We start from the raw sequence: 21,483 nt of genomic DNA, 5'->3' as shown, positions 1-21,483 counted from the left end.
CCCTAAATACTCACTATTGGCAGGCTGCCAAAGGCGCGCCGCGCGATCAGATTTCTTCGACTTCCAATATCCCGTTCATGCTCTTGAGCGCGCCTTTGATCTGCGGGCTGACCGGGAACTGCGCGCCCAGATCGATCTCGACCTCGCCGGGCAGATCGTCCGAAAGCAGGCAGCAATAGATCGGCCCTTTGGCGGCGCGGGGGGCAGCTTTGACCGCATCCTCCAGCAAGGCCGCCATCATCGGCAAAGCCTCTGGGGTATCCACATAGATTCGCAGACCCGCAGACCCCGCATCCGCCACCATCGTATCCAAAGGCGCGATGCTCCGGCCCAGCAGTTTCACCTGCTCCGATTCGTAAGTGGCCTCGACCGTGCAGACCACATTTGTGCCACTGTCCAAAAACTCGCGTGACTTCTCCAAAGCTTCGGAAAAGAGCGTGACTTCGAATTGGCCAGTCGGGTCGCTCATCTGGACAAAGGCAAAACGGTTGCCCTTGGCCGATTTACGCTCCTGACGCGAGGCGACGACGCCGGCCAATTTGGCGATCTGCGGGCCTTCTTGGACCTTGCGACTGAGTTCGTCAAAGGTCATCACCTTTTTGCGCTTCAGCACGCCGCGGTAGTCGTCCAGCGGGTGGCCAGACAGGTAGAAACCGATGGCGCGGAATTCCTCGGCCAAGCGTTCAGCGGGAAGCCAGTCGTTGCGTTTCGACAGGCGCGGTTCGGGCAGGTCGTCGCCCGCATCCCCAAACAGTGATACTTGATTGGACGCGCGCTGCTCGTGGATGGCCGCAGAATACTGCACCAAGCTATCAAGGCTATCGAACACCCGTGCGCGATTTGAATCCAGCTGATCAAAGGCCCCTGCGCGCGCCAGCATCTCCAAGGGCCGCTTGCCCACACGCTTCAGATCCACCCGGCGCGCGAAATCGAACAGCGTCTTGAACGGCTGCCCATCCCGCGCCCGCTCGATCATACGCATCGCGTCTTCGCCCACGTTTTTCAGCGCGCCCAAAGCGTAAACCAGCTTGCCATCCGCCACATCGAATGTCGCCAGCGACCGGTTCACACAAGGCGGCACGATCTCGATCCCCAGACCGCCCTTTTCCTTGGCCTTGCGCACTTCATCAGCATAAACGGCCAGCTTTTCGGTCAGGTGGGAATCGCAGTTCATGACGCCAGCCATGAACTCGACCGGGTGGTTCGCCTTCAGCCAAGCGGTCTGATAGGACACCACCGCATAGGCCGCCGCGTGGGATTTGTTGAAGCCGTAGTTCGCGAACTTCTCCAGCAGGTCGAAAACCTCGCCTGCTTTCTTGTCGTCGACGCCGTTCTTCTTGGCCCCTTCGGTGAACTTGGGGCGTTCGGCGTCCATCGCCTCTTTGATCTTTTTACCCATCGCGCGGCGGAGCAAGTCCGCGCCGCCAAGGCTATAGCCCGCCATGACCTGCGCGATCTGCATCACCTGTTCCTGATAAACGATGATGCCCTGCGTTTCGGCAAGGATGTGGTCAATGGTCGGGTGGATGGATTCCAGAGGTCGCAGCCCGTGCTTCACCTCGCAATAGACGGGGATGTTCTCCATTGGGCCGGGACGATACAGGGCCACAAGCGCAACGATGTCTTCAATACAGGTGGGCTTCATGCGCTTGAGCGCATCCATCATGCCCGAGCTTTCCACTTGGAACACAGCGACCGTCTTCGCATCAGCATAAAGCTTGTAGGTTCGCTCGTCATCCAACGGGATCGCGTTAATCTGATTCTCGGCTCCCTCGGCAGGAACATACAGCTGCGTGCCATCCGGCCCCACATGCAGATCGCGCCCGCCCTTGTGGATCAGGTTGATGGCGTTCTGGATCACGGTCAGCGTTTTCAGACCCAAGAAGTCGAATTTGACCAGACCGGCCTGTTCCACCCACTTCATGTTGAATTGGGTCGCAGGCATGTCTGACCGCGGATCCTGATAGAGCGGCACCAGCTCGTCCAGCGGACGGTCGCCAATCACAACACCCGCCGCGTGGGTCGATGCGTTCCTAAGCAGCCCCTCAATCTGCTGGCCATAGGTTAATAGCCGGTCCACCACGGGCTCGCTCCGCGCTTCCTCACGCAGGCGGGGTTCGTCCATCAGGGCCTGTTTGATCGACACAGGCTTGACCCCCTCAACAGGGATCATCTTGGACAGGCGGTCCACCTGCCCATAAGGCATTTGCAAGACACGGCCCACGTCGCGCACCGCAGCCTTGGACAGCAGAGCACCGAACGTAATAATCTGCGCGACCTTGTCCCGTCCGTACTTCTCTTGCACGTACTGGATGACTTCTTCGCGGCGATCCATGCAGAAGTCGATGTCGAAGTCCGGCATCGATACACGTTCCGGGTTCAGAAAGCGTTCGAACAGCAAGCTATAGCGTAGGGGATCAAGGTCGGTGATCGTCAGAACATAGGCCACCAGCGAACCCGCACCCGAACCACGCCCAGGACCGACGGGAATGTCATGTTCCTTGGCCCATTTGATGAAATCCGCAACGATCAGGAAGTATCCGGGGAAACCCATCCCCTCGATGATATCCAGCTCGAATTTCAGACGCGCTTCGTATTCGGACCGGTCCGCGACAGCCTCAATCACCGCCAGACGCTTGTCCAAACCTTCCCACGCCTGACGGCGCAGTTCCTCGACCTCATCGTCAGCGAACTTGGGCAGAATGGGCGCGCGCTTCTCCGCCTTGTAGGCGCATCGCTTGGCGATCTCGATGGTGTTCTCCAAGGCCTCGGGCAGATCGGCAAACAGGGTCGCCATCTCCTGCGGCGACTTGAAATAGTGCTCGCGCGTCAACCGCCGCCGCGCCTCGGCCTGATCCACATAAGACCCTTCGGCGATACAGATCAAAGCGTCATGGGCCTCGTAAATCTCTGGTTTGGGAAAGTAGACATCGTTGGTCGCCACCAAAGGCAGATCCATCGCATAGGCCATCTCAATCAGCCCACGCTCGCTCTGCCGTTCGTTCTGGGGCAATCCATCCTCAGCCGGATGACGCTGCAACTCCACATAGAGCCGATCGCCAAACATGCCCGAGAACCGCTGCATCAACGCTTCGGCCGCTGGCCGCTGCCCCTGTTGCAAGAGCATCCCCACAGGCCCGTCCGGCCCACCGGTCAAGCAAATCAGATCGCCCGAATACGTTTCCAACTCTTCCAAAGTAACCTGCGGCGGCTCCCCGTCCCGCTTGAAATACAGCGCAGAGTTGAGCTTCATCATATTCATGTAGCCCGCTTCATTCTGCGCCAGCAGAACCACCGGCGCAGGCATCCGCGGACGCTCGCCCACCGCAGGCTCCACATACCGCACAGACACCTGACAGCCCAAGATCGGCTGAACCCCCGCCCCCTTAGCGTATTCGGAAAACTCCAACGCGCAGAAGTTGTTATTGGTATCCGTAACTGCAACAGCGGGCATCCCCGCATCGGCACAGAGGCCAGGCAGCTTCTTGACCGTCACCGCTCCTTCCAGAAGCGAATATTCGGTGTGGACGCGCAGGTGAATGAATCGGGGATCAGTGCTCATGCTGCGACACTACCTCTGCCCCCGCACCGCGAAAACCCCTCCTCTTTCTTGGCAGCAAATACCCCGGGGGAGGCCGCCGCAGGCGGACGGGGGCAGCGCCCCCTACACACCGCCCAATCCAAAGGCATTCGCAGGAAAAAAGCGCAGTTTCGCACCAACGCCCTTGTCAAACCCTAGCTCTATGAGGTTTCCTGAGTGAAAGCCCGCGTGACTTCTACGCCGCATCGAAGTCTCGCCAGCACGGCCAGCCATGGTAAAGCGGCATTTAGTATCACTATGAAAACCACGTTTCTTCTGAACGGAGAGACCGTGACCGCAGAGACCTCGGAGACCGAGACTCTGCTCGACTGGCTACGACTTACACAACACCTGACTGGCACCAAAGAAGGCTGCAACGAGGGCGACTGCGGCGCCTGCACCGTGATGGTGCAAGACGATCAAGGCATTCGCGCTTTGAATGCCTGCATTCTGTTTATGCCCCAGATCGCGGGCAAAGCCATTCGCACGGTCGAAGGCATCCGCGCCGACGATGGCACCCTGCATCCTGTGCAACGGGAAATGGTCGAAAAACACGGCAGCCAGTGCGGTTTCTGCACCCCCGGTTTCATTGCGTCGATGGCCACAGCCCACGCGACAGGCGCAACCGATTTCAATGACCGGCTAGCAGGCAACCTCTGCCGCTGTACAGGCTATGCTCCGATCATCCGCGCCGCCGAAGCGGCCGCCTCCGCTCCCGTCCCCACATGGGTGGCTGCGGACAAGGCAGCCTTGGACAACTTGCCCAATTCGGCGCTGCCCACATCCGGTGATGAGCTCGCCGCCATCCTCACCGCGCAGCCGAACACGCAGATCATCGCGGGCGGGACCGATGTAGGGCTTTGGGTCACCAAGCAGATGAGAGACCTTGGACCTGTCGTGTTCCTGCACGCCTGCGAAGACCTCAGGCAGATAAGCATCAGCGACGACCAGATGTATGTCGGTGCAGGTGTCACGATCGGGACACTGCGCGAGGCCATTGCCCCGCACTACCCATCCTTTGCAGAGATGCTGCGGCGCTACGGGTCGACCCAAGTCCGCTCTGCCGCGACGCTTGGCGGAAACATCGCCAATGGATCGCCGATCGGGGACAGCCCGCCTGCCTTGATCGCCCTTGGCGCGACCTTGCATCTGAGGCATGGCGATACACGGCGCACCCTACCTCTCGAAGATTTCTTTATCGAATATGGGCAACAAGATTGCGCACAAGGCGAATTTGTCGAAGGCGTTACCATTCCGCTGAATGCCAAGGGGCTGAAGGTCTACAAAATCTCCAAGCGGTTTGATCAGGACATCTCTGCGCTGTGTGGCGCGTTCAACATCAGCGTTTCGGACGGCGCGGTCACCACCGCGCTTATCGCCTTTGGTGGCATGGCCGGCACGCCAAAGCGGGCGAGCCACGTGGAAACCGCCCTGATTGGGCAGCCATGGACGACAGAGACCATCACCGCCGCCCATGACGCGTGGGCGCAGGATTTCTCTCCGCTCAGCGATATGCGGGCCAGTGCAGACTACCGCCTGACCGTGGCGCGCAACTTGCTGACCCGTTATTTCGCCGAGAGCCAAGGCACCCTGACCAGCGTGCTGGAGGTCCAGCCATGAGCGTCAACCGTCCCTCTCCGCACGACAGCGCGCGGCTGCACGTCACGGGCGCGGCGCGCTACGTAGACGACATTCCGACACCTGCTGGCTGTTTGCATCTGGCCTTCGGTCAATCGACCGAGGCGCACGGCACAATCACCGCGATGGACCTGAGCGCTGTACGTGCGGCAGACGGCGTGATTGCTGTGCTCACCGCCGCAGACCTCCCGTTCGAGAATGACGTCTCGCCTTCGATACATGACGAGCCGCTTTTGGCCACCGATACTGTGCACTACGTCGGGCAGCCCATCTTTCTGGTCGTCGCCACGAGCCACACAGCAGCGCGCAAGGCCGCAACGCTGGCGAAGGTTGACTACAGCCCCCTGCCCCCGATCTTTACGATCGAAGAGGCGATGGCCGCAAACAGCCGTTTCGAAGAAGGTCCGCGCATCTACAGCCGCGGCGATGCCCAGAGCGCGATTGGCAACAGTCCCCATCGGGCCGAAGGCGTCATCGACATGGGTGGACAAGAACACTTTTACCTAGAGGGTCAGGCCGCGCTTGCCCTGCCCCAAGATGATGGCGATGTGGTCGTGCATTCGTCGACCCAGCACCCCAGTGAAATCCAGCACAAGGTTGCGGACGCCTTGGGCCTGCCAATGCATGGGGTCAAAGTCGAAGTGCGCCGCATGGGCGGCGGCTTTGGGGGCAAAGAGAGCCAAGGCAACGCGCTGGCCGTCTCTTGCGCGATCGCCGCGTCTATGACCGGCAAGCCCTGCAAAATGCGCTATGACCGTGACGATGACATGGTGATCACGGGCAAGCGTCATGACTTCCGCATCTCTTACGAGGTCGGGTTTGACGATGATGGCCGCGTGCTTGGGATCGATTTCATTCACTACACGCGGTGCGGATGGGCGCAGGATTTGAGCCTGCCGGTGGCAGACCGCGCGATGCTGCATGCGGATAATGCCTACCTGCTCGAAAACGTCCGCATCGAGAGCCACCGCCTGCGCACCAACACCCAAAGCGCGACCGCGTTCCGAGGCTTTGGTGGCCCGCAAGGTCTGGTGGGTGTCGAGCGGGTAATGGATCAGATCGCACACCAGTTGGGATTGGACCCGCTAGAGGTGCGCGAGGTCAACTACTACGCCGAGATGGAGAGCCCAGAGGGTGGGCTGCCTGCCAAGACGAAACAGGTGACACCTTATGGACAAGAGGTCAGCGACTTCATCCTGCATGGGCTGACTTCCGACTTGGCGACGGGATGTGACTACGCTGAGCGGCGCGCGGCGGTTGCGGCGTGGAACGCAAAGAACCCTATTTTGAAGCGCGGGCTCGCGATGACGCCGGTGAAATTCGGAATCTCGTTCACGCTGACCCATCTGAACCAAGCAGGTGCCTTGGTGCATGTCTACCAAGATGGCTCCGTCGCCTTGAACCACGGCGGGACCGAGATGGGGCAAGGGCTCTATCAGAAGGTCGCGCAAGTGGCCGCCAGCACGTTTGGTATTTCGCTCGATCAAGTCCGATTGACCGCGACGGACACATCCAAGGTGCCGAACACTTCGGCCACGGCGGCATCTTCGGGGTCGGATCTGAATGGTATGGCTGTCCTTGCTGCCTGCGAGGCGGTACGGGACCGGATGGCTGAGCACTTGGCTTCTGTTCGTCAGACCACGGCCAGTGCAGTACAATTTGAAGGCGGCGTGGTGCATGTGGGTGGCGACACACTAACGTTCTCGGCCGCGGCCAAGGAATGTTACGAGGGGCGCGTCAGCCTGTCGGCGACAGGCTTTTACAAGACACCCGACATTCAATGGGACCGGATCAAGGGCGAAGGCCGCCCCTTCTATTACTTCGCCTATGGGGCGGCATGCTCCGAAGTGGTGGTAGACACGCTGACTGGCGAGTATCGCATTTTGCGGACCGATATCCTGCACGATGCAGGGCGCAGCCTGAACCCTGCGCTGGACATTGGCCAAATCGAAGGCGGGTTTGTCCAAGGGGCCGGCTGGCTGACCACCGAAGAACTGGTGTGGGATGATCAAGGACGTCTGCGCACCCATGCCCCGTCGACCTACAAGATTCCTGCTGCCTCGGATCGGCCGCAGGTGTTCAATGTCGCCTTGTACGAAAGCGACAACCCCGAGGCGACCATTCACCGATCCAAGGCCGTGGGCGAACCGCCCTTCTGCCTTGGGGTCTCTGTATTGATGGCCCTGTCTGATGCCGTGGCGTCCTGTGGTACAGGCTACCCTGCGCTGGATGCACCTGCGACGCCAGAACGAGTTTTGGCCGCAGTGCAAAGGGTGCGCGGTCATGCTTGATCGGGCAGCCCTCGAAGCCGCTGTCGCAGCACATGGCACCGTGGCGCGCGTCGTCATCCTAGAGGCGCGCGGCTCTGTCCCGCGCGGGGCGGGCACAGAAATGCTGGTCTGGCCAGAGGGACAAAGCGGCACGATCGGGGGCGGGCGGCTTGAGTTCGATGCCGCTGCCGCCGCCCGCCAAAGCTTGATCGACGGTCGGGATATTGCACGTCTGTACCCGTTGGGACCGGCCTTGGGCCAATGCTGTGGCGGATCGGTGCGGGTCCTGACGGAAATCTTTGACGCAACGCGATTGGCGACATTGCCCAGCGACGGACTGTGGGCACGCCCTTTGCCTGGTGTTTCAGACGGTACACCGCCCAGCTGCGAAGGTCTGCACTTTGGCTGGTTTGCCGAAACGCTCGCTCCTACGCGCACACCTTTGTGGATCTGGGGCGCGGGCCATGTGGGGCGCGCGATCGTGCACACGATGTCCCCACTGCCGGACTTTGCGATCACGTGGATCGACACGGCCGCGGACCGTTTCCCCGAGACCTGCCCCGCTGGTATTGAGACTGCTATCGCCGCCCAGCCTGACCGGTTAGCCATGCATGCCCCCACAGAGGCCATGCACCTGATCCTGACCTACAGCCACGAGATCGACTTCGCGCTGTGTCACGCGCTGCTCACGCGGGGATTCGGGTTCTGCGGGCTGATCGGGTCGGACACCAAATGGGCTCGGTTCCAGAAGCGGCTGATGACCTTGGGGCACTCGCAGGACCAGATTTCGCGCATCACTTGCCCAATTGGAAATCCCGCATTGGGCAAACACCCGCAAGCCATTGCCGTTGGGGTGGCTGCTGCGCTACTGAATTCACCAAATGATGAAATAACAAGCGGGGATGGGACGCAGTGGGCACGCCACTCTTAACACTCTCTGGGCTGACCAAGGCCTATCCTGGAGTCGTCGCGAATGACGACGTGAGCTTCGACATCCAGCAGGGCGAAGTTCACGCCCTGCTTGGCGAAAACGGGGCGGGCAAGTCCACACTGGTCAAAATGATCTACGGGTTGGTCTCTCCGGACAGCGGTAAGATGACCTTGAATGGTGCTCCTTTTGTGCCTGCCAGCCCGAATGCAGCCCGTGCAGCAGGCGTTGCGATGGTGTTCCAGCATTTCTCGCTGTTCGACGCGCTGTCTGTGGCCGAAAATGTGGCGTTGGGCATGGATAACCCACCGCCCCAAGGCGAGCTGGCAACCAAAATCCGCACCGTTTCGGACGCCTACGGCTTGCCTCTGGATCCGCACAGAACCGTGGGCGATCTGTCCGCAGGCGAAAGGCAGCGCGTCGAGATTATTCGCTGCCTGCTGCAAGACCCTAAACTCTTGATCATGGACGAACCGACCAGCGTTCTAACCCCCCAAGAGGTCGAGATCCTATTCAAGACCCTGCGCAAGCTGTCAGCCGAAGGGACAGCGATCCTCTATATTTCGCACAAGCTCGAAGAAATCCGCTCGCTCTGTGACAACGCGACCATTCTGCGCTTGGGCAAGAAGGTCGCGACCTGCATTCCTGCCCAGAAAACCGCGGCCGAATTGGCTGAGATGATGGTCGGCACTAGCCTGAAGCCGCCAAAGCGGGCGGCTGATGTGTCCTCTAGCGAAGTGGCTCTTCATGTCAGCGGGCTGAACCTGCCGCCGGCCCAAGCCTTTGGCACCAGTCTTCGTGACATCACCCTGACCCTGCACAAGGGCGAGGTTCTTGGAATTGGCGGCGTCGCGGGCAACGGTCAGGACGAACTCCTAGCAGCCCTTTCTGGCGAACGGCTTTGCGCTGCGGAGCAGGTTCGTTTGAATGGCAAGCCGGTCGGCAATCTTGGACCGACAGCGCGTCGGCGTCTCGGCCTGCTCGCCGCCCCCGAAGAGCGTTTGGGACACGCTGCCGTGCCGGACATGAGCCTGACCGAGAATGCCCTACTGACCGGTGTGACCCGTCAAGCGCTCGCCAAAAGAGGCTGGATCAACTGGGCCGCCGCCAAAGGGTATGCCGAGCGGATCATTCATCAGTTTGACGTCCGCACGCCCGGGCCGCATGTGGCCGCGCGGGCGCTATCGGGCGGGAACCTGCAGAAATTCGTCATTGGCCGAGAGGTCCTGCAAGCGCCCCATGTTCTGGTCGTGAACCAGCCCACTTGGGGTGTGGATGCGAGTGCAGCCGCCGCGATCCGTCAGGCCCTTCTGGACTTGGCCGCCGAAGGTGCCGCAATTGTATGCATCAGCCAAGACCTTGACGAACTTATGGAAATCAGCGACCGCTTTGCCGCCCTGAACGAAGGGCGCCTGACCCAAGCCCGCCCCGCCGCAGGCCTGACGATCGAAGAAATCGGTCTGATGATGGGTGGCGCACATGGCATGGAGGCCGCCCATGTTTAAGATTGAAAAACGCCCGATCCCCTCGGCCAAATGGAACTGGGGGGCGCCCGTCGTGGCGGTCCTGCTGACCATGGTGTTTGGCGGCGCGCTCTTTGCGGTGCTGGGGGTGAACCCATTCTTGGCGCTGGAAAAGATCTTCTACGAACCGCTGTTTGGCGAATATGCGTTTTACTACCGCCCCCAACTGATGGTCAAAGCCGCGCCTTTGATCCTGATTGCCATCGGCCTAAGCCTAGGCTTTCGCGCAGGCATTTGGAACATCGGGGCCGAAGGACAATACATCATCGGCGCGCTTTGCGGCGCAGGCTTGGCGCTGGCGCTTTATCCCATGGAACTGTTCATTCTGCTGCCATTGATGGTGATTGCAGGGGCGATTGGCGGCGCGCTTTGGGGGCTGATCCCCGCGTTCCTCAAGGTTCGCTTCGGCACCAACGAAATTCTCGTTTCGCTGATGCTGGTCTACGTGGCCGAGCAGTTGCTGGCCTCGATGGCCTTGGGCCTGATGAAAAACCCCGAGGGCATGGGTTTCCCCGGATCGCGCAACCTGCAGCAATATCCTAGCGCCCACAACGCCGAGATCATCTCTGGAACGGGCATGCATTGGGGTGTGGTTGCCGCGCTGATCGCAGTGATTTTCGCCTATATCGTCCTGAGCCGTCACATGTTCGGCTTCAGCCTGCGCATGTCGGGGATGGCACCGCGTGCAGCCAAATTCGCGGGCGTGAACCCGACACGCATGGTTCTGATCTGCATGGCTATCTCGGGCAGTCTAGCCGGTATGGCGGGCCTGTTTGAAATCGCAGGCCCCGCAGGGCAGGTCAGCATCGACTTCAACGTCGGCTACGGCTTTACCGCGATCATCGTGGCCTTTCTTGGCCGATTGAATCCGATTGGCATCTTGCTGGCGGGCGTTCTGATGGCACTGACCTATATCGGCGGTGAAATCACCCAGAGCCAGATGGGCCTGCCGCTGGCTGCTATTCAGGTGTTCCAAGGCATGCTGCTGTTCTTCCTACTCGCAATGGATCTACTGACCAACTATCGCTTCCGCCCCACAGCCAAGGAGGCCGCGTGATGGACCTGTCTTCGATCAATCCTGTCCTTCTGCTGGCCAGCCTGATGGTCGCCGCGACGCCGCTGCTCTTCGCCGCTCTGGGTGAACTGATCGTGGAACGCGCGGGTGTCCTGAACCTCGGGGTCGAGGGGATGATGATCACTGGTGCTGTCGCTGGTTTCATCATCGCGGTTGAGTCTGGCTCCCCTGCCCTAGGGTTCCTGTGTGCCGCCATTGCGGGCGCGCTACTGTCCCTGCTGTTTGCATTGCTGACCCAAGTCTTTCTGGCGAACCAAGTTGCATCAGGCCTCGCGTTAACGCTCTTTGGGCTCGGGCTCTCGGCGCTGTTGGGCCGCGACTACGTGGGTATCAAGCCGCCCTCGACACCCAAGCTGGATCTTGGGATGCTGGCCGATATCCCCTTTGTCGGGCGCGTGCTCTTTACCCATGACATGATGGTCTACCTCGCGCTGGCTCTGGCCGTTGCGATCTGGTTCTTCCTGCACCGCACGCGGGCCGGTCTGATCCTGCGCGCTGTCGGCGAAAACCATGATGCCGCCCATGCCTTGGGGTACAAGGTCGTCCTGATCCGCTTTGCCGCTATCGCGTTTGGCGGGGCCTGTGCGGGTGTCGGCGGTGCCTACCTGAGCCTCGTCCGTGTCCCCCAGTGGACCGAGGGCATGACCGCTGGCATCGGCTGGATCGCTCTCGCGCTTGTCGTTTTTGCCAGCTGGAAGCCGGGCCGCGTGATCCTTGGCGCCTATCTGTTTGGCGGGGTCAATGTGCTCCAACTGAACCTGCAGGCCGCTGGCGCCGCGATCCCGGTAGAGTATTTGGCAATGTCCCCCTATCTGGTAACCATTCTTGTGTTGGTTATCATGTCCGCGGATCGTTCCCGCGCTCCGGCCTCTTTGGGCCGCCCATTCCACGCCTCGAACTGAGGCCATAAAAAGACCACCAACAGGAGTTGAAGAGAATGAAACTCATCAAGCATCTGGCCACCGCCACTATGGCGCTCGGCGTTGCAACCGGCGCAATGGCAGCAGGCCATGGCGAAAAAACCAAAGTCGGCTTTGTCTATGTCGGTCCTGTGGGCGACGGCGGCTGGACCTATGAACACAACGAAGGCCGTCTGGCCGTCGAAGAGCACTTTGGCGATCAGGTCGAAACCGTGTTCGTGGAATCGGTCCCCGAAGGCCCCGACTCCGAACGTGTGATGACCCAGATGGCGCTAGAAGGTGCGGACCTGATCTTTACCACCTCGTTCGGCTACATGGACCCGACCATCAACGTCGCGTCAAAGTTCCCCGATGTGAAGTTCGAGCATGCCACCGGCTACAAAACCGCTGACAACGTTTCGGTCTACTCGGCCCGTTTCTACGAAGGCCGCGCGGTTCAAGGTCTGATCGCAGGCAACCTGACCGAGTCGAACATCATCGGCTACATCGGCTCCTATCCGATCCCCGAAGTGATCCGCGGCATCAACAGCGCCTACATTCAGGCCAAGAAGGTAAACCCCGACGTCGAATTCAAAATCGTGTGGGCCTACACTTGGTTCGACCCTGCCAAAGAGGCTGACGCCGCCAAGGTTTTGATCGAACAGGGCGCAGACGTGATCCTGCAGCACACCGACTCGACCGCGCCCCAAGCAGCCGCTCAGGAAGCTGGCAACGTCTACACCTTTGGCCAAGCGTCGGACATGATCGAGTACGCACCCATGCCGCGCGTTTCGTCGATCATCGACAACTGGGCCCCCTACTACATCGAACGCACTCAGGCTGTCATTGATGGCACGTGGGAAACCTCGAACACTTGGGATGGCATTGGCGCTGGCATGGTTGGCATCGGCGAGATCACCGACGCTGTTCCTGCAGACGTAAAAGAAGCAGCTCTGGCCCTGAAAGACGCGATTGCGTCGGGAGAGGTCAGCCCCTTTACCGGTCCGCTGAACAAACAGGATGGCAGCGCGTGGCTTGCCGAAGGTGAAACCGCAGATGACGGCACTTTGGCGGGCATGAACTTCTACGTCGAAGGCATCACCGGCGAAATCCCGCAATAAGCCGATAAAAATTGCAAAATGAGACCGCGCTCGACCTTTCGGGCGCGGTTTTTTCATTGCAATTTACACTTACTCGGCCGAGTCGGGGTAGAATGATAAAAACGCGCACATAGCGGTGTCGATGGCAGGCCTAATCTCAAACCTTTTCCGGCGAGGCGCTCGGAAACCGGCAATATATGACTTCGCCATCATTGGCGGGGGCATCGCTGGTCTGTCTGCGGCTGCGGCGCTGGCGCCTTTGGGACGGGTGGTGATTATCGAAGCAGCGCCACAACTGGCGTTTCATTCCTCTGGCCGCTCTGCCGAAATGTACCTGCCAAACCACGGCACCAGAGCAGTCAGAACGCTCACGGCGGCCAGCGCCACGCATCTGCATTTTGCCAATGGTGGCGTGCTGAACAAGCGCGGGATGCTGCTGTTGGGACGGAGCGGCGAAGAGCAATACTTTGACTACGAAATGCGGGCCGCCGCGATGTCGCCCATTTCTTTGGAAGACGCGGGCGTCTATTTTCCATTGATGCATCAGCATCACATCTCGCGGGCGGCATGGTCCAGCGACGCTCTTGATTTGGACACCCATGCTTTGATCAAAGGCTATTCAGATCAAGCACGCGCCGAAGGTGCCGAATTGCTGTTAAACGCGCAGGTCTTGGGGCTGTACCAGACGTCCAGCGGCTGGGAGGTTGGATGTTCTGACCGAGTGGTCCAAGCGCGCTATGTGATCAATGCGGCTGGGGCGTGGGCTGACGTATTGGCAGGCTATGCCGGCTTGCCACCTTTGGGGCTGACATGTCTGCGCCGCTCGATGATCGACCTGCCCAGCCCCAGCGGCTACGATGTAAGGCGCTGGCCCCACGTGCGAGCTGCAGGCGGGCGGTGGTATGCGACCCCATCGGGACATGGGCTAGTTCTGTCCTGCGCCGAAGAGGACCCAGTCATGCCCACTGCCTCCTCTCCGGATGAGACTGTTTTGGCGAACGGGCTCGCTCGGTTCGAAGACATGACGACGATGTCAGTGTCCCGCGTGAACCGGACTTGGGCGGGACTGCGCACTTTTGCTGCCGACCGGTCTCCGGTGGTCGGTCCGGACCCGCTGCTGCCTTCGTTCATTTGGCTTGCTGGCCAAGGCGGAACGGGCTTCCAGACAGCCCCAGCCCTGAGCGATTTACTTGCCGACAGGATCACTGGCCGCGCCTCGTCGCTTCCCCCAGAGACCGTTTTTTCTGTCTCACCTGATCGTCTGCGCGGTTGATATCGATCAAGGCACCTATGCTCGCTAAGTGATTTTGCTGTCGCTGAAATATGCGAAAGGCAGAATACATGAGCTGGCAAGACAAGATCGACTCGACCAAGGACCAACTCCGCAACCTGAACAAAGCCATCCCTGACGTAACCAAAGGCTTTGGCACCCTGAGCAAAGCCGTCAAACAGGATGGTGCGCTGGATTTCAAAACCAAGGAATTCGTGGCTTTGGGGATTGCGGTCGCAACCCGCTGCGAAGCGTGCATCACCTTGCACGTGGACGCGCTGATCAAATGTGGCGCAACCCGAGAGGAGGTCGCGGACTGTCTGGGAATGACCATCCAGATGGGCGGCGGACCGTCCATGATGTACGCCGCCAAGGCACTGGAGTGTTTTGACGCATTTACCGAGAAAAATTAATATTCCATAGACGGAATATATATTTTCCTGCGTTTAAGATGCAGCAAAGCAAGAAAGGACATTCCATGAAACCCATCCAGCTGGCCCTGCCCCTGATGTTCGCCGCCTCTGTGGCGCTGGCCGAAAACGGCGTCCCCGGCTCGCACTTCATCGAGAACTGGGATCTCGACGGCGACGGTCAAGTCACGCTGGCCGAAGCCCAAGAGCGTCGGGGCGATGTCTTCTACAGCTTTGACGCGGACGAAGACGGCTACATCGATGGTGAAGAATACAAGCTTTTTGACGAAGCCCGGAAAAACGACATGGAAGGCCAAGGCGGCCATGGCAACGGCGCGATGAAGAATGCCGAAGGCGGGATGCATCTGGCATTCAATGATACCGATGGTGATGGCCGTGTCAGTCAAGACGAGTTCGTTGGCCGGACCGAAGCATGGATCGGCCAAATGGACCGAAACGGGGACGGCGTCGTCACCAGCGCCGACTTCGACCGCAAATAACGAGCCGTTCACCAACTTAAACAGCCGCGCAAGGGGCACCCTGCGCGGCTTTTTCCCTGGGGGATTAGAGAATTTAACCGTCCTTGCGGATAGTTTCGTTTTTGCTGTCGTAGGGGCTGTCGACCACAATCTCGCCGTCGAACAGCTGGTTGAACATCTTCACCTGCACCTTGGTGCCGGGGACAGCATGCTCTGGCTTCACGTAGCCCATGCCGATCGACTTGCCGAACGCGACCGAGTAGCCGCCCGAGGTCAGACGACCGATCTTGGTACCGTCGATGTACAGTGCCTCGCGGCCCCACGGATCGGCATCTTCGGGTCCGTCGATCAGAACAGTCACGCACTTGTTGCGGATGCCGGTCGCTTCCATCGGGGCTTTACCGTGGAACTCCTTGGACATGTCCACAAAGCGCGGCAGGTCTGCTTCGAGCGGGGTCGCGTCGCGGCCCAGTTCGTTGCCGAACGCGCGGTAGGATTTCTCCTGACGCAGCCAGTTCTGTGCACGGGCACCGACCCACTTCATGTCGAACTCTGCGCCCGCTTTTTCCAGCAGGTCAAACAGGTAGTTCTGCATTTCGATCGGGTGGTGTAGCTCCCAGCCCAGCTCACCGGTGTAAGCCACGCGGATCGCATTCACGGGGCACATACCCAGTTCGATCTGGCGCGCCGACAGCCACGGGAAGCGCTTGTTCGACAGGGCAGTCTCGGGGTCTGCGTCCTTGATGATCTTTTTCAGAAGATCACGCGACTTGGGGCCGGCGATGGCGAAAACGCCCCACTGGGTGGTCACATCCTGAATGTCGATGCGGCCGAACTCGGCTTCCATGTCCTCGGCAGCCTTCATCAGGAAGTCCTGATCGTACTCGTGCCAAGCGCCTGCGGACACCAGATAGTACTCGTCATCCTTCAGGCGGACGATGGTGTATTCGGTGCGTACGGTGCCCAGTTTGGTCAGCGCGTAGGTCAGGTTGATGCGGCCGGTCTTGGGCAGCTTGTTACAGGTGAACCAGTCAAGGAACGCGGTCGCGCCGGGGCCTTTGACAAGGTGTTTGGTGAAGGCGGTCGCGTCGACAACGCCAACGCCCTCTCGGATCGCTTTGGCTTCTTCGACGGCGTACTGCCACCAGCCGCCACGGCGGAAGCTGCGGGCCTCGTGATCGAAGTTATCAGGCGCATCTAGTGGGCCGTAGTAGTTGGGACGCTCGAAGCCGTTCACGCAGCCGAACTGTGCGCCGCGGGCCTTCTGGCGTTCATAGGCGGGACCGGTGCGCAGGGGGCGGCACGCTTCACGCTCTTCATCGGGCTGGTGCAGGATGTAGACGTGCTCGTAAGCTTCTTCGTTCTTGCGCGCGCCGTATTCGGTGGTCATCCACTTCTGTCCGAAACGCTTGGGGTCCAGCGACGCCATGTCGATCTCGGCTTCGCCAGCAACCATCATCTGAGCCAGATAGTAGCCTGTGCCGCCTGCCGCGGTGATGCCAAAGCTGAAGCCTTCGGCCAGCCACATGTTGCGCAGACCGGGTGCGGGGCCAACCAGCGGGTTGCCATCGGGCGTATAGCAGATCGGGCCGTTGAAGTCGTCTTTCAGACCCACTTCTTCGGTCGAAGGAATACGCTCGATCATCGCCATGTATTCTTCTTCGATGCGCTCCAAATCCAGCGGGAACAGGTCCGCGCGGAAGCTGTCAGGCACACCGTATTCGAAGCATGCGGGCGCGCCACGCTCATAGGGGCCAAGGATCCAGCCGCCGCGCTCTTCGCGGACGTACCACTTTGCATCGGCGTCACGCAGAACGGGGTGCTCGGGGTGGTCCTTGCGGTATTCGACCAGCGCGGGATCGGGCTCGGTCACTATGAATTGGTGCTCAACGGGGATGGCGGGCATCTTGATGCCCAGCATCTTGGCCGTGCGCTGTGCGTGGTTGCCCGTGCAGGTGACAACGTGCTCGGCGCGGATTTCGAACTTTTCTTCGCCGGGGACAAGGTTGCCGCCCTTTTCGACCATGATGGTGCCGCGCACGATCCACTCGGTGCCAGTCCATTCGTAGTCGTCCACCTGACACTTGCGGTAGACCTCGACGCCGCGCTGACGGGCACCCTTGGCCATCGCCTGCGTGACGTCCGCAGGGTTAATGTAACCGTCGGTGGGGTGGTAGATCGCGCCAACCAGTCCTTCGACATTGACCAGCGGCCAACGGTCTTTGATCTGCTCGGGGGTCATGAATTCGTAGGGAACGCCCACAGTCTCGGCGGTCGAGGCATAGAGCATATATTCGTCCATACGCTCTTGGGTGCGGGCCATACGCAGGTTGCCCACGATCGAGAAACCCGCGTTCAGGCCGGTTTCTTCTTCGAGCGATTTGTAGAACTCTACCGAGTACTGGTGGATGTGGCTGACCGCGTAGCTCATATTGAACAGGGGCAGCAGACCGGCGGCATGCCAGGTCGAGCCGGCGGTCAACTCGTCGCGTTCCATCAGGACGACATCGTCCCAACCGGCTTTGGCCAGGTGATAGGCTACGGATGCACCGATGGCACCACCACCGACAACCAGCGCTTTGACTTGGGTTTTCATCAAGGGACTCCCTGCGGGCAGAATTCTTTCGCTCTATCTATTCAGATCGTATGTTCTGCCGCAGGGTCCAGCCGACATTTTGCGGCATAAAACCGACCGCAACGTCGCATGATACAGTCGTTGTTCTTGCCCCCGCAGAAAGATAGAAGCCCTATGACGCCAAAGGGAGGGGCCCAAATTGGAAATCTGCACCACAATTGCCCAGATTCGCGGGACTGTTGCCGGCTACAAACAGGCCGGAGACCGAGTCGCGCTGGTGCCGACCATGGGCTACCTGCACGAGGGTCATATGACTCTGGTGCGTCGTGCGCGGGCCGAGGGCGACCGCGTGGTGGTCTGGATCTTCGTGAACCCGACCCAGTTCGAAAATCCCGACGATTTGGCCAAATACCCGCGCGACACCGACCGCGACCTGGCCATGCTACGGGCCGAAGGCGTTGACGCCGTTTTCTTACCCGATGCATCAGAGATTTATCCCGAGGGCGCGGAAACCATTGTCGAGACGACCAAACTGGCGAACATGCTGCACGGAGCGGTACGCCCCGGTCATTTCCGCGGCGTGACCACTGTGGTCACCAAGTTCTTTAACATCATCCAGCCGGATGCCGCGATTTTCGGCGAAAAGGACTACCAGCAGCTGCAGGTCATCCGCCGGATGGTCCGCGACCTGCACATGCCCATTCAGATTGTCGGCCAAGCCACAGTTCGCGAATCCGACGGTCTGGCCATGTCCAGCCGCAACGTCCGGCTCTCGCCCGAAGATCGTGCCGCTGCTGTGGTTCTCAGCAAGTCTCTGGCCGCCGCAGGCGCCGCCGCTAAAACCGGTGCCACTGTCGCGGAGCTACACCAAATCATAGGGGAGACCATCGGCGCGGAGCCCCGTGCAAAACTCGTGGGCTGTGATATCGTCGCGGCCGAGACACTCGCAGACATTTCCGGTCCCCTGACCGGACTGACCGCCATCATGATCTCGGTCGAGGTTGGTGGCGTCATGCTGATCGATCAGAAGGAAGTTACGCCATGAGCGCACAGAAACAGGTCCGCCGCACCACTGTCCCCCAGATTGCACAGCGCAAAGGGGGCGAGCCGATCGTCTCGCTGACCAGCTATCACGCGCACACCGCCGCTATCGTCGACAAGCACGCTGATTTCATTCTGGTGGGCGACAGCCTTGGCATGGTGATGCACGGCATGGAATCGACCGTTGGCGTTCCGCTCGACCTGATGATCATGCACGGCAAAGCTGTGGTGCGTGGCACCCAAAAGGCGCTGATCGTCGTCGACATGCCCTTCGGGACTTATGAAGAAAGCCCCAACATCGCCTTCCGCAACGCGGCCCGCATCATGAAGGAAACGGGCTGCGGCGCAGTAAAACTCGAGGGCGGTAAGCGCATGGCAGAAACCATCCGCTTCCTGACCGAACGCGGCATCCCCGTGATGGCTCATATCGGCCTGACGCCGCAATCGAGCCACGTTCTTGGGGGCTTTAAAACTCAAGGCCGCGATGAGGACAGCTGGCCCTTGCACGAAGAAGACGCCAAGGCCGTCTCCGAAGCCGGCGCCTTTGCCATTGTGCTCGAGGGCATGGTCGAACCACTGGCGGCAAGGATCACAAAACAGATCGACATCCCCACCATCGGCATTGGAGCCAGCGCCGAGTGCGACGGTCAGATTCTGGTGCTCGAGGACATGCTGGGTCTGAACCCGTGGACCCCGAAATTCGTAAAGGTCTACGGCCAGCTTGGTCCGATGATCGAACAGGCGGTCAGCGACTACGCAGCGGACGTGAAATCCCGCGCCTTCCCCACTGAAGACGAAGTCTACCGCTAAGAACGAACAAGGGGGCCACAGCGGCCCCCTCTTTCTTGGTATAAATACCCACCTGTGCCAGCGCCCGGCACACGCAGATCAGAGCATTGCCGGCACCACCAGATCCGGTGGACGATGTCCATCGGCAAAGGTTTTGACGTTCAGCAAGACCTTCTCGCCCATTTCCAAACGCCCCTCGATCGTCGCCGAGCCCATGTGCGGCAGTAGCACCACGTTGTTCAGCTCGCGCAAACGCGGGTTAATCTGGTGGCCATGCTCAAACACATCCAGACCCGCGCCTGAAATTTCGCCCGCGCGCAGCATCCGCGTCAGAGCATTCTCATCGATCACTTCGCCCCGCGAAGTGTTCACGATCACCGCATTCGGTTTCATCAACTTCAAGCGCCGCGCATTCATCAGGTGGAATGTCGCGGGCGTGTGCGGACAGTTGATCGAGATGATGTCCATCCGTGCCACCATCTGATCGAGGCTCTCCCAGTAGGTCGCCTCCAGCTCGTCCTCGATCTCGGGGCGCAAGCGGCGACGATTGTGGTAGTGCACCTGCATGCCAAATGCCTTGGCCCGCCGCGCAACCGCCTGACCGATCCGGCCCATTCCCAGAATACCCAAGCGGCGGCCACCTACGCGGCCCCCGAGCAGGGCCGTCGGCGCCCAACCGGCCCAATCCCCAGACTGCATGGTCGCCAGACCTTCGGGAATACGGCGCGTGACTGCCAGAATCAGCGCGATCGTCATGTCCGCCGTATCTTCGGTAACCACGCCGGGGGTATTCGACACCAGAATGCCTCGCTGACGCGCGGTATGAACGTCGATATGGTCAATGCCCGCCCCGTAGTTTGCAATCAGCTTCAGCCGATCGCCCGCTGACGACAACACCGACGAATCCAAAGTATCGGTCAGTGTCGGCACCAGAACATCCGCATCCTTCATGGCCGCGACCAATTCCTCGCGACTCATCTGCTGATCGTTCTCACGCAAAGTTACATTGAAAAGTTCTTTCATCCGCGTTTCGACTGCTTCTGGCAGGCGTCGCGTCACAACAACTTTCAAACGCTCTGATGGCATTCGGAACCTCCGCATCTTTCCATATCGCGCTGTTGCTGGCAGAGTGTCCCATGATACGGGCCAGCACAAGAACCCCACTGAAAAAAGACAAAGAGCAGATGACCTTTCGCGGATTTCCACTCCTTGGCGCGGCTCTAATCGCCGCTCTCCTGACCAATACCCCCATCTTCGCCCAAGACGCACAACCCGCGCCCGAGGAAGAGGCGCGCGGCCCCGTCACCAACCTACCCCTCCCCCGCTTTGTCTCGATCAAATCGTCCAAAGCCAACGTGCGCCGCGGCCCCAGCCAAACACACCGCGTCGATTGGGAGTTCAAGCGCAAGGACTTGCCCGTTGAAGTCACAGCGGAATACGGACACTGGCGCCGCATTCGCGACCATGATGGCGCTGGCGGTTGGATTCACTACGCCCTGCTCTCGGGTCGCCGCACGGCCCTCGTGAGCGAAGAGACGGTCAGCCTTTTTGCCAGCCCCGACTTGCGCTCGACAGAGATCGCACGACTGGAAAAGGGGGTGATAGCCCAAATCGTCGAGTGCATTCCCACGTGGTGCGAGTTGCGCGTTGCAGACTACCGCGGCTGGACTCCCAAGGCTGGAATCTGGGGCGTCAAAGCGGACGAAGTCTTCGATTGAGAAAAATCGAAATTGGGGTGATTTTTTTACTTCACCCCCCTTGCGGCCCCCAACGGCTTTGAGTAAACACCGCCACACACTGCTACTGGGGTGTAGCCAAGTGGTAAGGCACCGGTTTTTGGTACCGCGCACCGTAGGTTCGAATCCTACCACCCCAGCCAATATCTCCGAAAGTCGCAGTGATTTCA

16 protein-coding genes and 1 tRNA gene are annotated in these 21,483 nt (G+C 60.1%); 14 read left to right on the top strand and 3 right to left on the bottom strand.

Annotated features, from left to right (window positions below; all coding sequences use genetic code 11):
* Positions 1-46: 46 nt before the first annotated feature.
* On the bottom strand, positions 47-3,562 hold the full coding sequence (gene dnaE / locus AB9K37_RS03170) for a DNA polymerase III subunit alpha (protein WP_369835515.1): 3,516 nt from the start codon (positions 3,560-3,562) through the stop codon (positions 47-49).
* Between the two features lie 276 nt (positions 3,563-3,838).
* Here dnaE and xdhA point away from each other — a divergent pair, with 276 nt between their 5' ends.
* The 10 genes from xdhA (at position 3,839) to AB9K37_RS03120 (ending at position 15,193) form a co-directional block, all read left to right on the top strand.
* On the top strand, positions 3,839-5,200 hold the full coding sequence (xdhA, locus tag AB9K37_RS03165; RefSeq protein ID WP_369835514.1) for a xanthine dehydrogenase small subunit: 1,362 nt from the start codon (positions 3,839-3,841) through the stop codon (positions 5,198-5,200).
* Positions 5,197-7,509 carry a xanthine dehydrogenase molybdopterin binding subunit gene (gene xdhB / locus AB9K37_RS03160; RefSeq protein WP_369835513.1) on the top strand — a complete coding sequence of 771 codons (2,313 nt, stop codon included), beginning with the start codon at positions 5,197-5,199 and terminating at the stop codon, positions 7,507-7,509. Before xdhA ends, xdhB begins: the two co-directional genes overlap by 4 nt.
* Positions 7,502-8,419: a xanthine dehydrogenase accessory protein XdhC gene (xdhC, locus tag AB9K37_RS03155; protein WP_369835512.1), complete on the top strand. Its 918-nt coding sequence runs from the start codon at positions 7,502-7,504 to the stop codon at positions 8,417-8,419. Before xdhB ends, xdhC begins: the two co-directional genes overlap by 8 nt.
* Complete coding sequence (locus AB9K37_RS03150) at positions 8,401-9,921, top strand: ABC transporter ATP-binding protein (protein WP_369835511.1); 1,521 nt, start codon at positions 8,401-8,403, stop codon at positions 9,919-9,921. The genes xdhC and AB9K37_RS03150 overlap by 19 nt, the downstream gene beginning before the upstream one ends.
* A complete protein-coding gene (locus AB9K37_RS03145; protein WP_369835510.1) occupies positions 9,914-10,996 on the top strand; it encodes an ABC transporter permease in 1,083 nt (360 codons plus the stop codon). The genes AB9K37_RS03150 and AB9K37_RS03145 overlap by 8 nt, the downstream gene beginning before the upstream one ends.
* Positions 10,996-11,916: an ABC transporter permease gene (locus AB9K37_RS03140; RefSeq protein WP_369835509.1), complete on the top strand. Its 921-nt coding sequence runs from the start codon at positions 10,996-10,998 to the stop codon at positions 11,914-11,916. Before AB9K37_RS03145 ends, AB9K37_RS03140 begins: the two co-directional genes overlap by 1 nt.
* Before the next feature lie 35 nt (positions 11,917-11,951).
* A complete protein-coding gene (locus AB9K37_RS03135) occupies positions 11,952-13,034 on the top strand; it encodes a BMP family ABC transporter substrate-binding protein (protein WP_369835508.1) in 1,083 nt (360 codons plus the stop codon).
* 121 nt (positions 13,035-13,155) lie between these two features.
* On the top strand, positions 13,156-14,286 hold the full coding sequence (locus AB9K37_RS03130) for an NAD(P)/FAD-dependent oxidoreductase (RefSeq protein ID WP_369835507.1): 1,131 nt from the start codon (positions 13,156-13,158) through the stop codon (positions 14,284-14,286).
* A 68-nt stretch (positions 14,287-14,354) separates the two neighbouring features.
* Complete coding sequence (locus AB9K37_RS03125) at positions 14,355-14,696, top strand: carboxymuconolactone decarboxylase family protein (RefSeq protein WP_072707643.1); 342 nt, start codon at positions 14,355-14,357, stop codon at positions 14,694-14,696.
* Positions 14,697-14,761: 65 nt separating this feature from the next.
* Entirely contained in the window at positions 14,762-15,193 is a 432-nt protein-coding gene (locus AB9K37_RS03120) for an EF-hand domain-containing protein (protein ID WP_369835506.1), read from the top strand.
* A gap of 73 nt (positions 15,194-15,266) precedes the next feature.
* On the opposite strand, the gene AB9K37_RS03115 is transcribed toward AB9K37_RS03120, so the two are convergent.
* Complete coding sequence (locus AB9K37_RS03115; RefSeq protein WP_369835505.1) at positions 15,267-17,768, bottom strand: FAD-dependent oxidoreductase; 2,502 nt, start codon at positions 17,766-17,768, stop codon at positions 15,267-15,269.
* A 178-nt stretch (positions 17,769-17,946) separates the two neighbouring features.
* Here AB9K37_RS03115 and panC point away from each other — a divergent pair, with 178 nt between their 5' ends.
* Together panC and panB are read left to right on the top strand one after the other, a co-directional pair.
* Positions 17,947-18,792, top strand: coding sequence for a pantoate--beta-alanine ligase (panC, locus tag AB9K37_RS03110; RefSeq protein WP_369835504.1), 846 nt, complete (start codon positions 17,947-17,949; stop codon positions 18,790-18,792).
* Positions 18,789-19,598: a 3-methyl-2-oxobutanoate hydroxymethyltransferase gene (gene panB, locus AB9K37_RS03105; RefSeq protein WP_369835503.1), complete on the top strand. Its 810-nt coding sequence runs from the start codon at positions 18,789-18,791 to the stop codon at positions 19,596-19,598. The genes panC and panB overlap by 4 nt, the downstream gene beginning before the upstream one ends.
* A gap of 78 nt (positions 19,599-19,676) precedes the next feature.
* Here panB and AB9K37_RS03100 read toward each other — a convergent pair whose 3' ends face one another.
* The gene (locus tag AB9K37_RS03100; RefSeq protein ID WP_369835502.1) at positions 19,677-20,663 is read right to left on the bottom strand and encodes a 2-hydroxyacid dehydrogenase; all 987 of its coding nucleotides are present in this window, start codon (positions 20,661-20,663) and stop codon (positions 19,677-19,679) included.
* Between the two features lie 98 nt (positions 20,664-20,761).
* Here AB9K37_RS03100 and AB9K37_RS03095 point away from each other — a divergent pair, with 98 nt between their 5' ends.
* Both AB9K37_RS03095 and AB9K37_RS03090 read left to right on the top strand, forming a co-directional pair.
* Positions 20,762-21,295 (top strand): SH3 domain-containing protein, encoded by a 534-nt coding sequence (locus tag AB9K37_RS03095; protein WP_369835501.1) that lies wholly within the window; start codon positions 20,762-20,764, stop codon positions 21,293-21,295.
* A gap of 86 nt (positions 21,296-21,381) precedes the next feature.
* A tRNA-Gln gene (locus AB9K37_RS03090) sits at positions 21,382-21,456 on the top strand.
* The last annotated feature ends 27 nt before the right edge of the window (positions 21,457-21,483 follow it).

The organism is Donghicola sp. XS_ASV15 (assembly GCF_041224595.1).
Taxonomy (GTDB): domain Bacteria; phylum Pseudomonadota; class Alphaproteobacteria; order Rhodobacterales; family Rhodobacteraceae; genus Donghicola.
The sequence above is the reverse complement of the archived record's forward strand: the minus strand, read 5'-3'. Positions and strand labels throughout refer to the sequence as shown.

Excerpts from the sequence above, each read along its gene's own strand:
- AB9K37_RS03095 (WP_369835501.1), top strand. The coding sequence starts at position 20,762 with ATGACCTTTCGCGGATTTCCACTCCTTGGCGCGGCTCTAATCGCCGCT.
- AB9K37_RS03140 (WP_369835509.1), top strand. The coding sequence starts at position 10,996 with ATGGACCTGTCTTCGATCAATCCTGTCCTTCTGCTGGCCAGCCTGATG.
- panB (WP_369835503.1), top strand. The coding sequence starts at position 18,789 with ATGAGCGCACAGAAACAGGTCCGCCGCACCACTGTCCCCCAGATTGCA.
- AB9K37_RS03120 (WP_369835506.1), top strand. The coding sequence starts at position 14,762 with ATGAAACCCATCCAGCTGGCCCTGCCCCTGATGTTCGCCGCCTCTGTG.
- AB9K37_RS03145 (WP_369835510.1), top strand. The coding sequence starts at position 9,914 with ATGTTTAAGATTGAAAAACGCCCGATCCCCTCGGCCAAATGGAACTGG.
- AB9K37_RS03115 (WP_369835505.1), bottom strand. The coding sequence starts at position 17,768 with ATGAAAACCCAAGTCAAAGCGCTGGTTGTCGGTGGTGGTGCCATCGGT.
- xdhC (WP_369835512.1), top strand. The coding sequence starts at position 7,502 with ATGCTTGATCGGGCAGCCCTCGAAGCCGCTGTCGCAGCACATGGCACC.
- AB9K37_RS03100 (WP_369835502.1), bottom strand. The coding sequence starts at position 20,663 with ATGCCATCAGAGCGTTTGAAAGTTGTTGTGACGCGACGCCTGCCAGAA.
- AB9K37_RS03130 (WP_369835507.1), top strand. The coding sequence starts at position 13,156 with ATGGCAGGCCTAATCTCAAACCTTTTCCGGCGAGGCGCTCGGAAACCG.
- xdhB (WP_369835513.1), top strand. The coding sequence starts at position 5,197 with ATGAGCGTCAACCGTCCCTCTCCGCACGACAGCGCGCGGCTGCACGTC.
- xdhA (WP_369835514.1), top strand. The coding sequence starts at position 3,839 with ATGAAAACCACGTTTCTTCTGAACGGAGAGACCGTGACCGCAGAGACC.
- AB9K37_RS03125 (WP_072707643.1), top strand. The coding sequence starts at position 14,355 with ATGAGCTGGCAAGACAAGATCGACTCGACCAAGGACCAACTCCGCAAC.
- AB9K37_RS03135 (WP_369835508.1), top strand. The coding sequence starts at position 11,952 with ATGAAACTCATCAAGCATCTGGCCACCGCCACTATGGCGCTCGGCGTT.
- dnaE (WP_369835515.1), bottom strand. The coding sequence starts at position 3,562 with ATGAGCACTGATCCCCGATTCATTCACCTGCGCGTCCACACCGAATAT.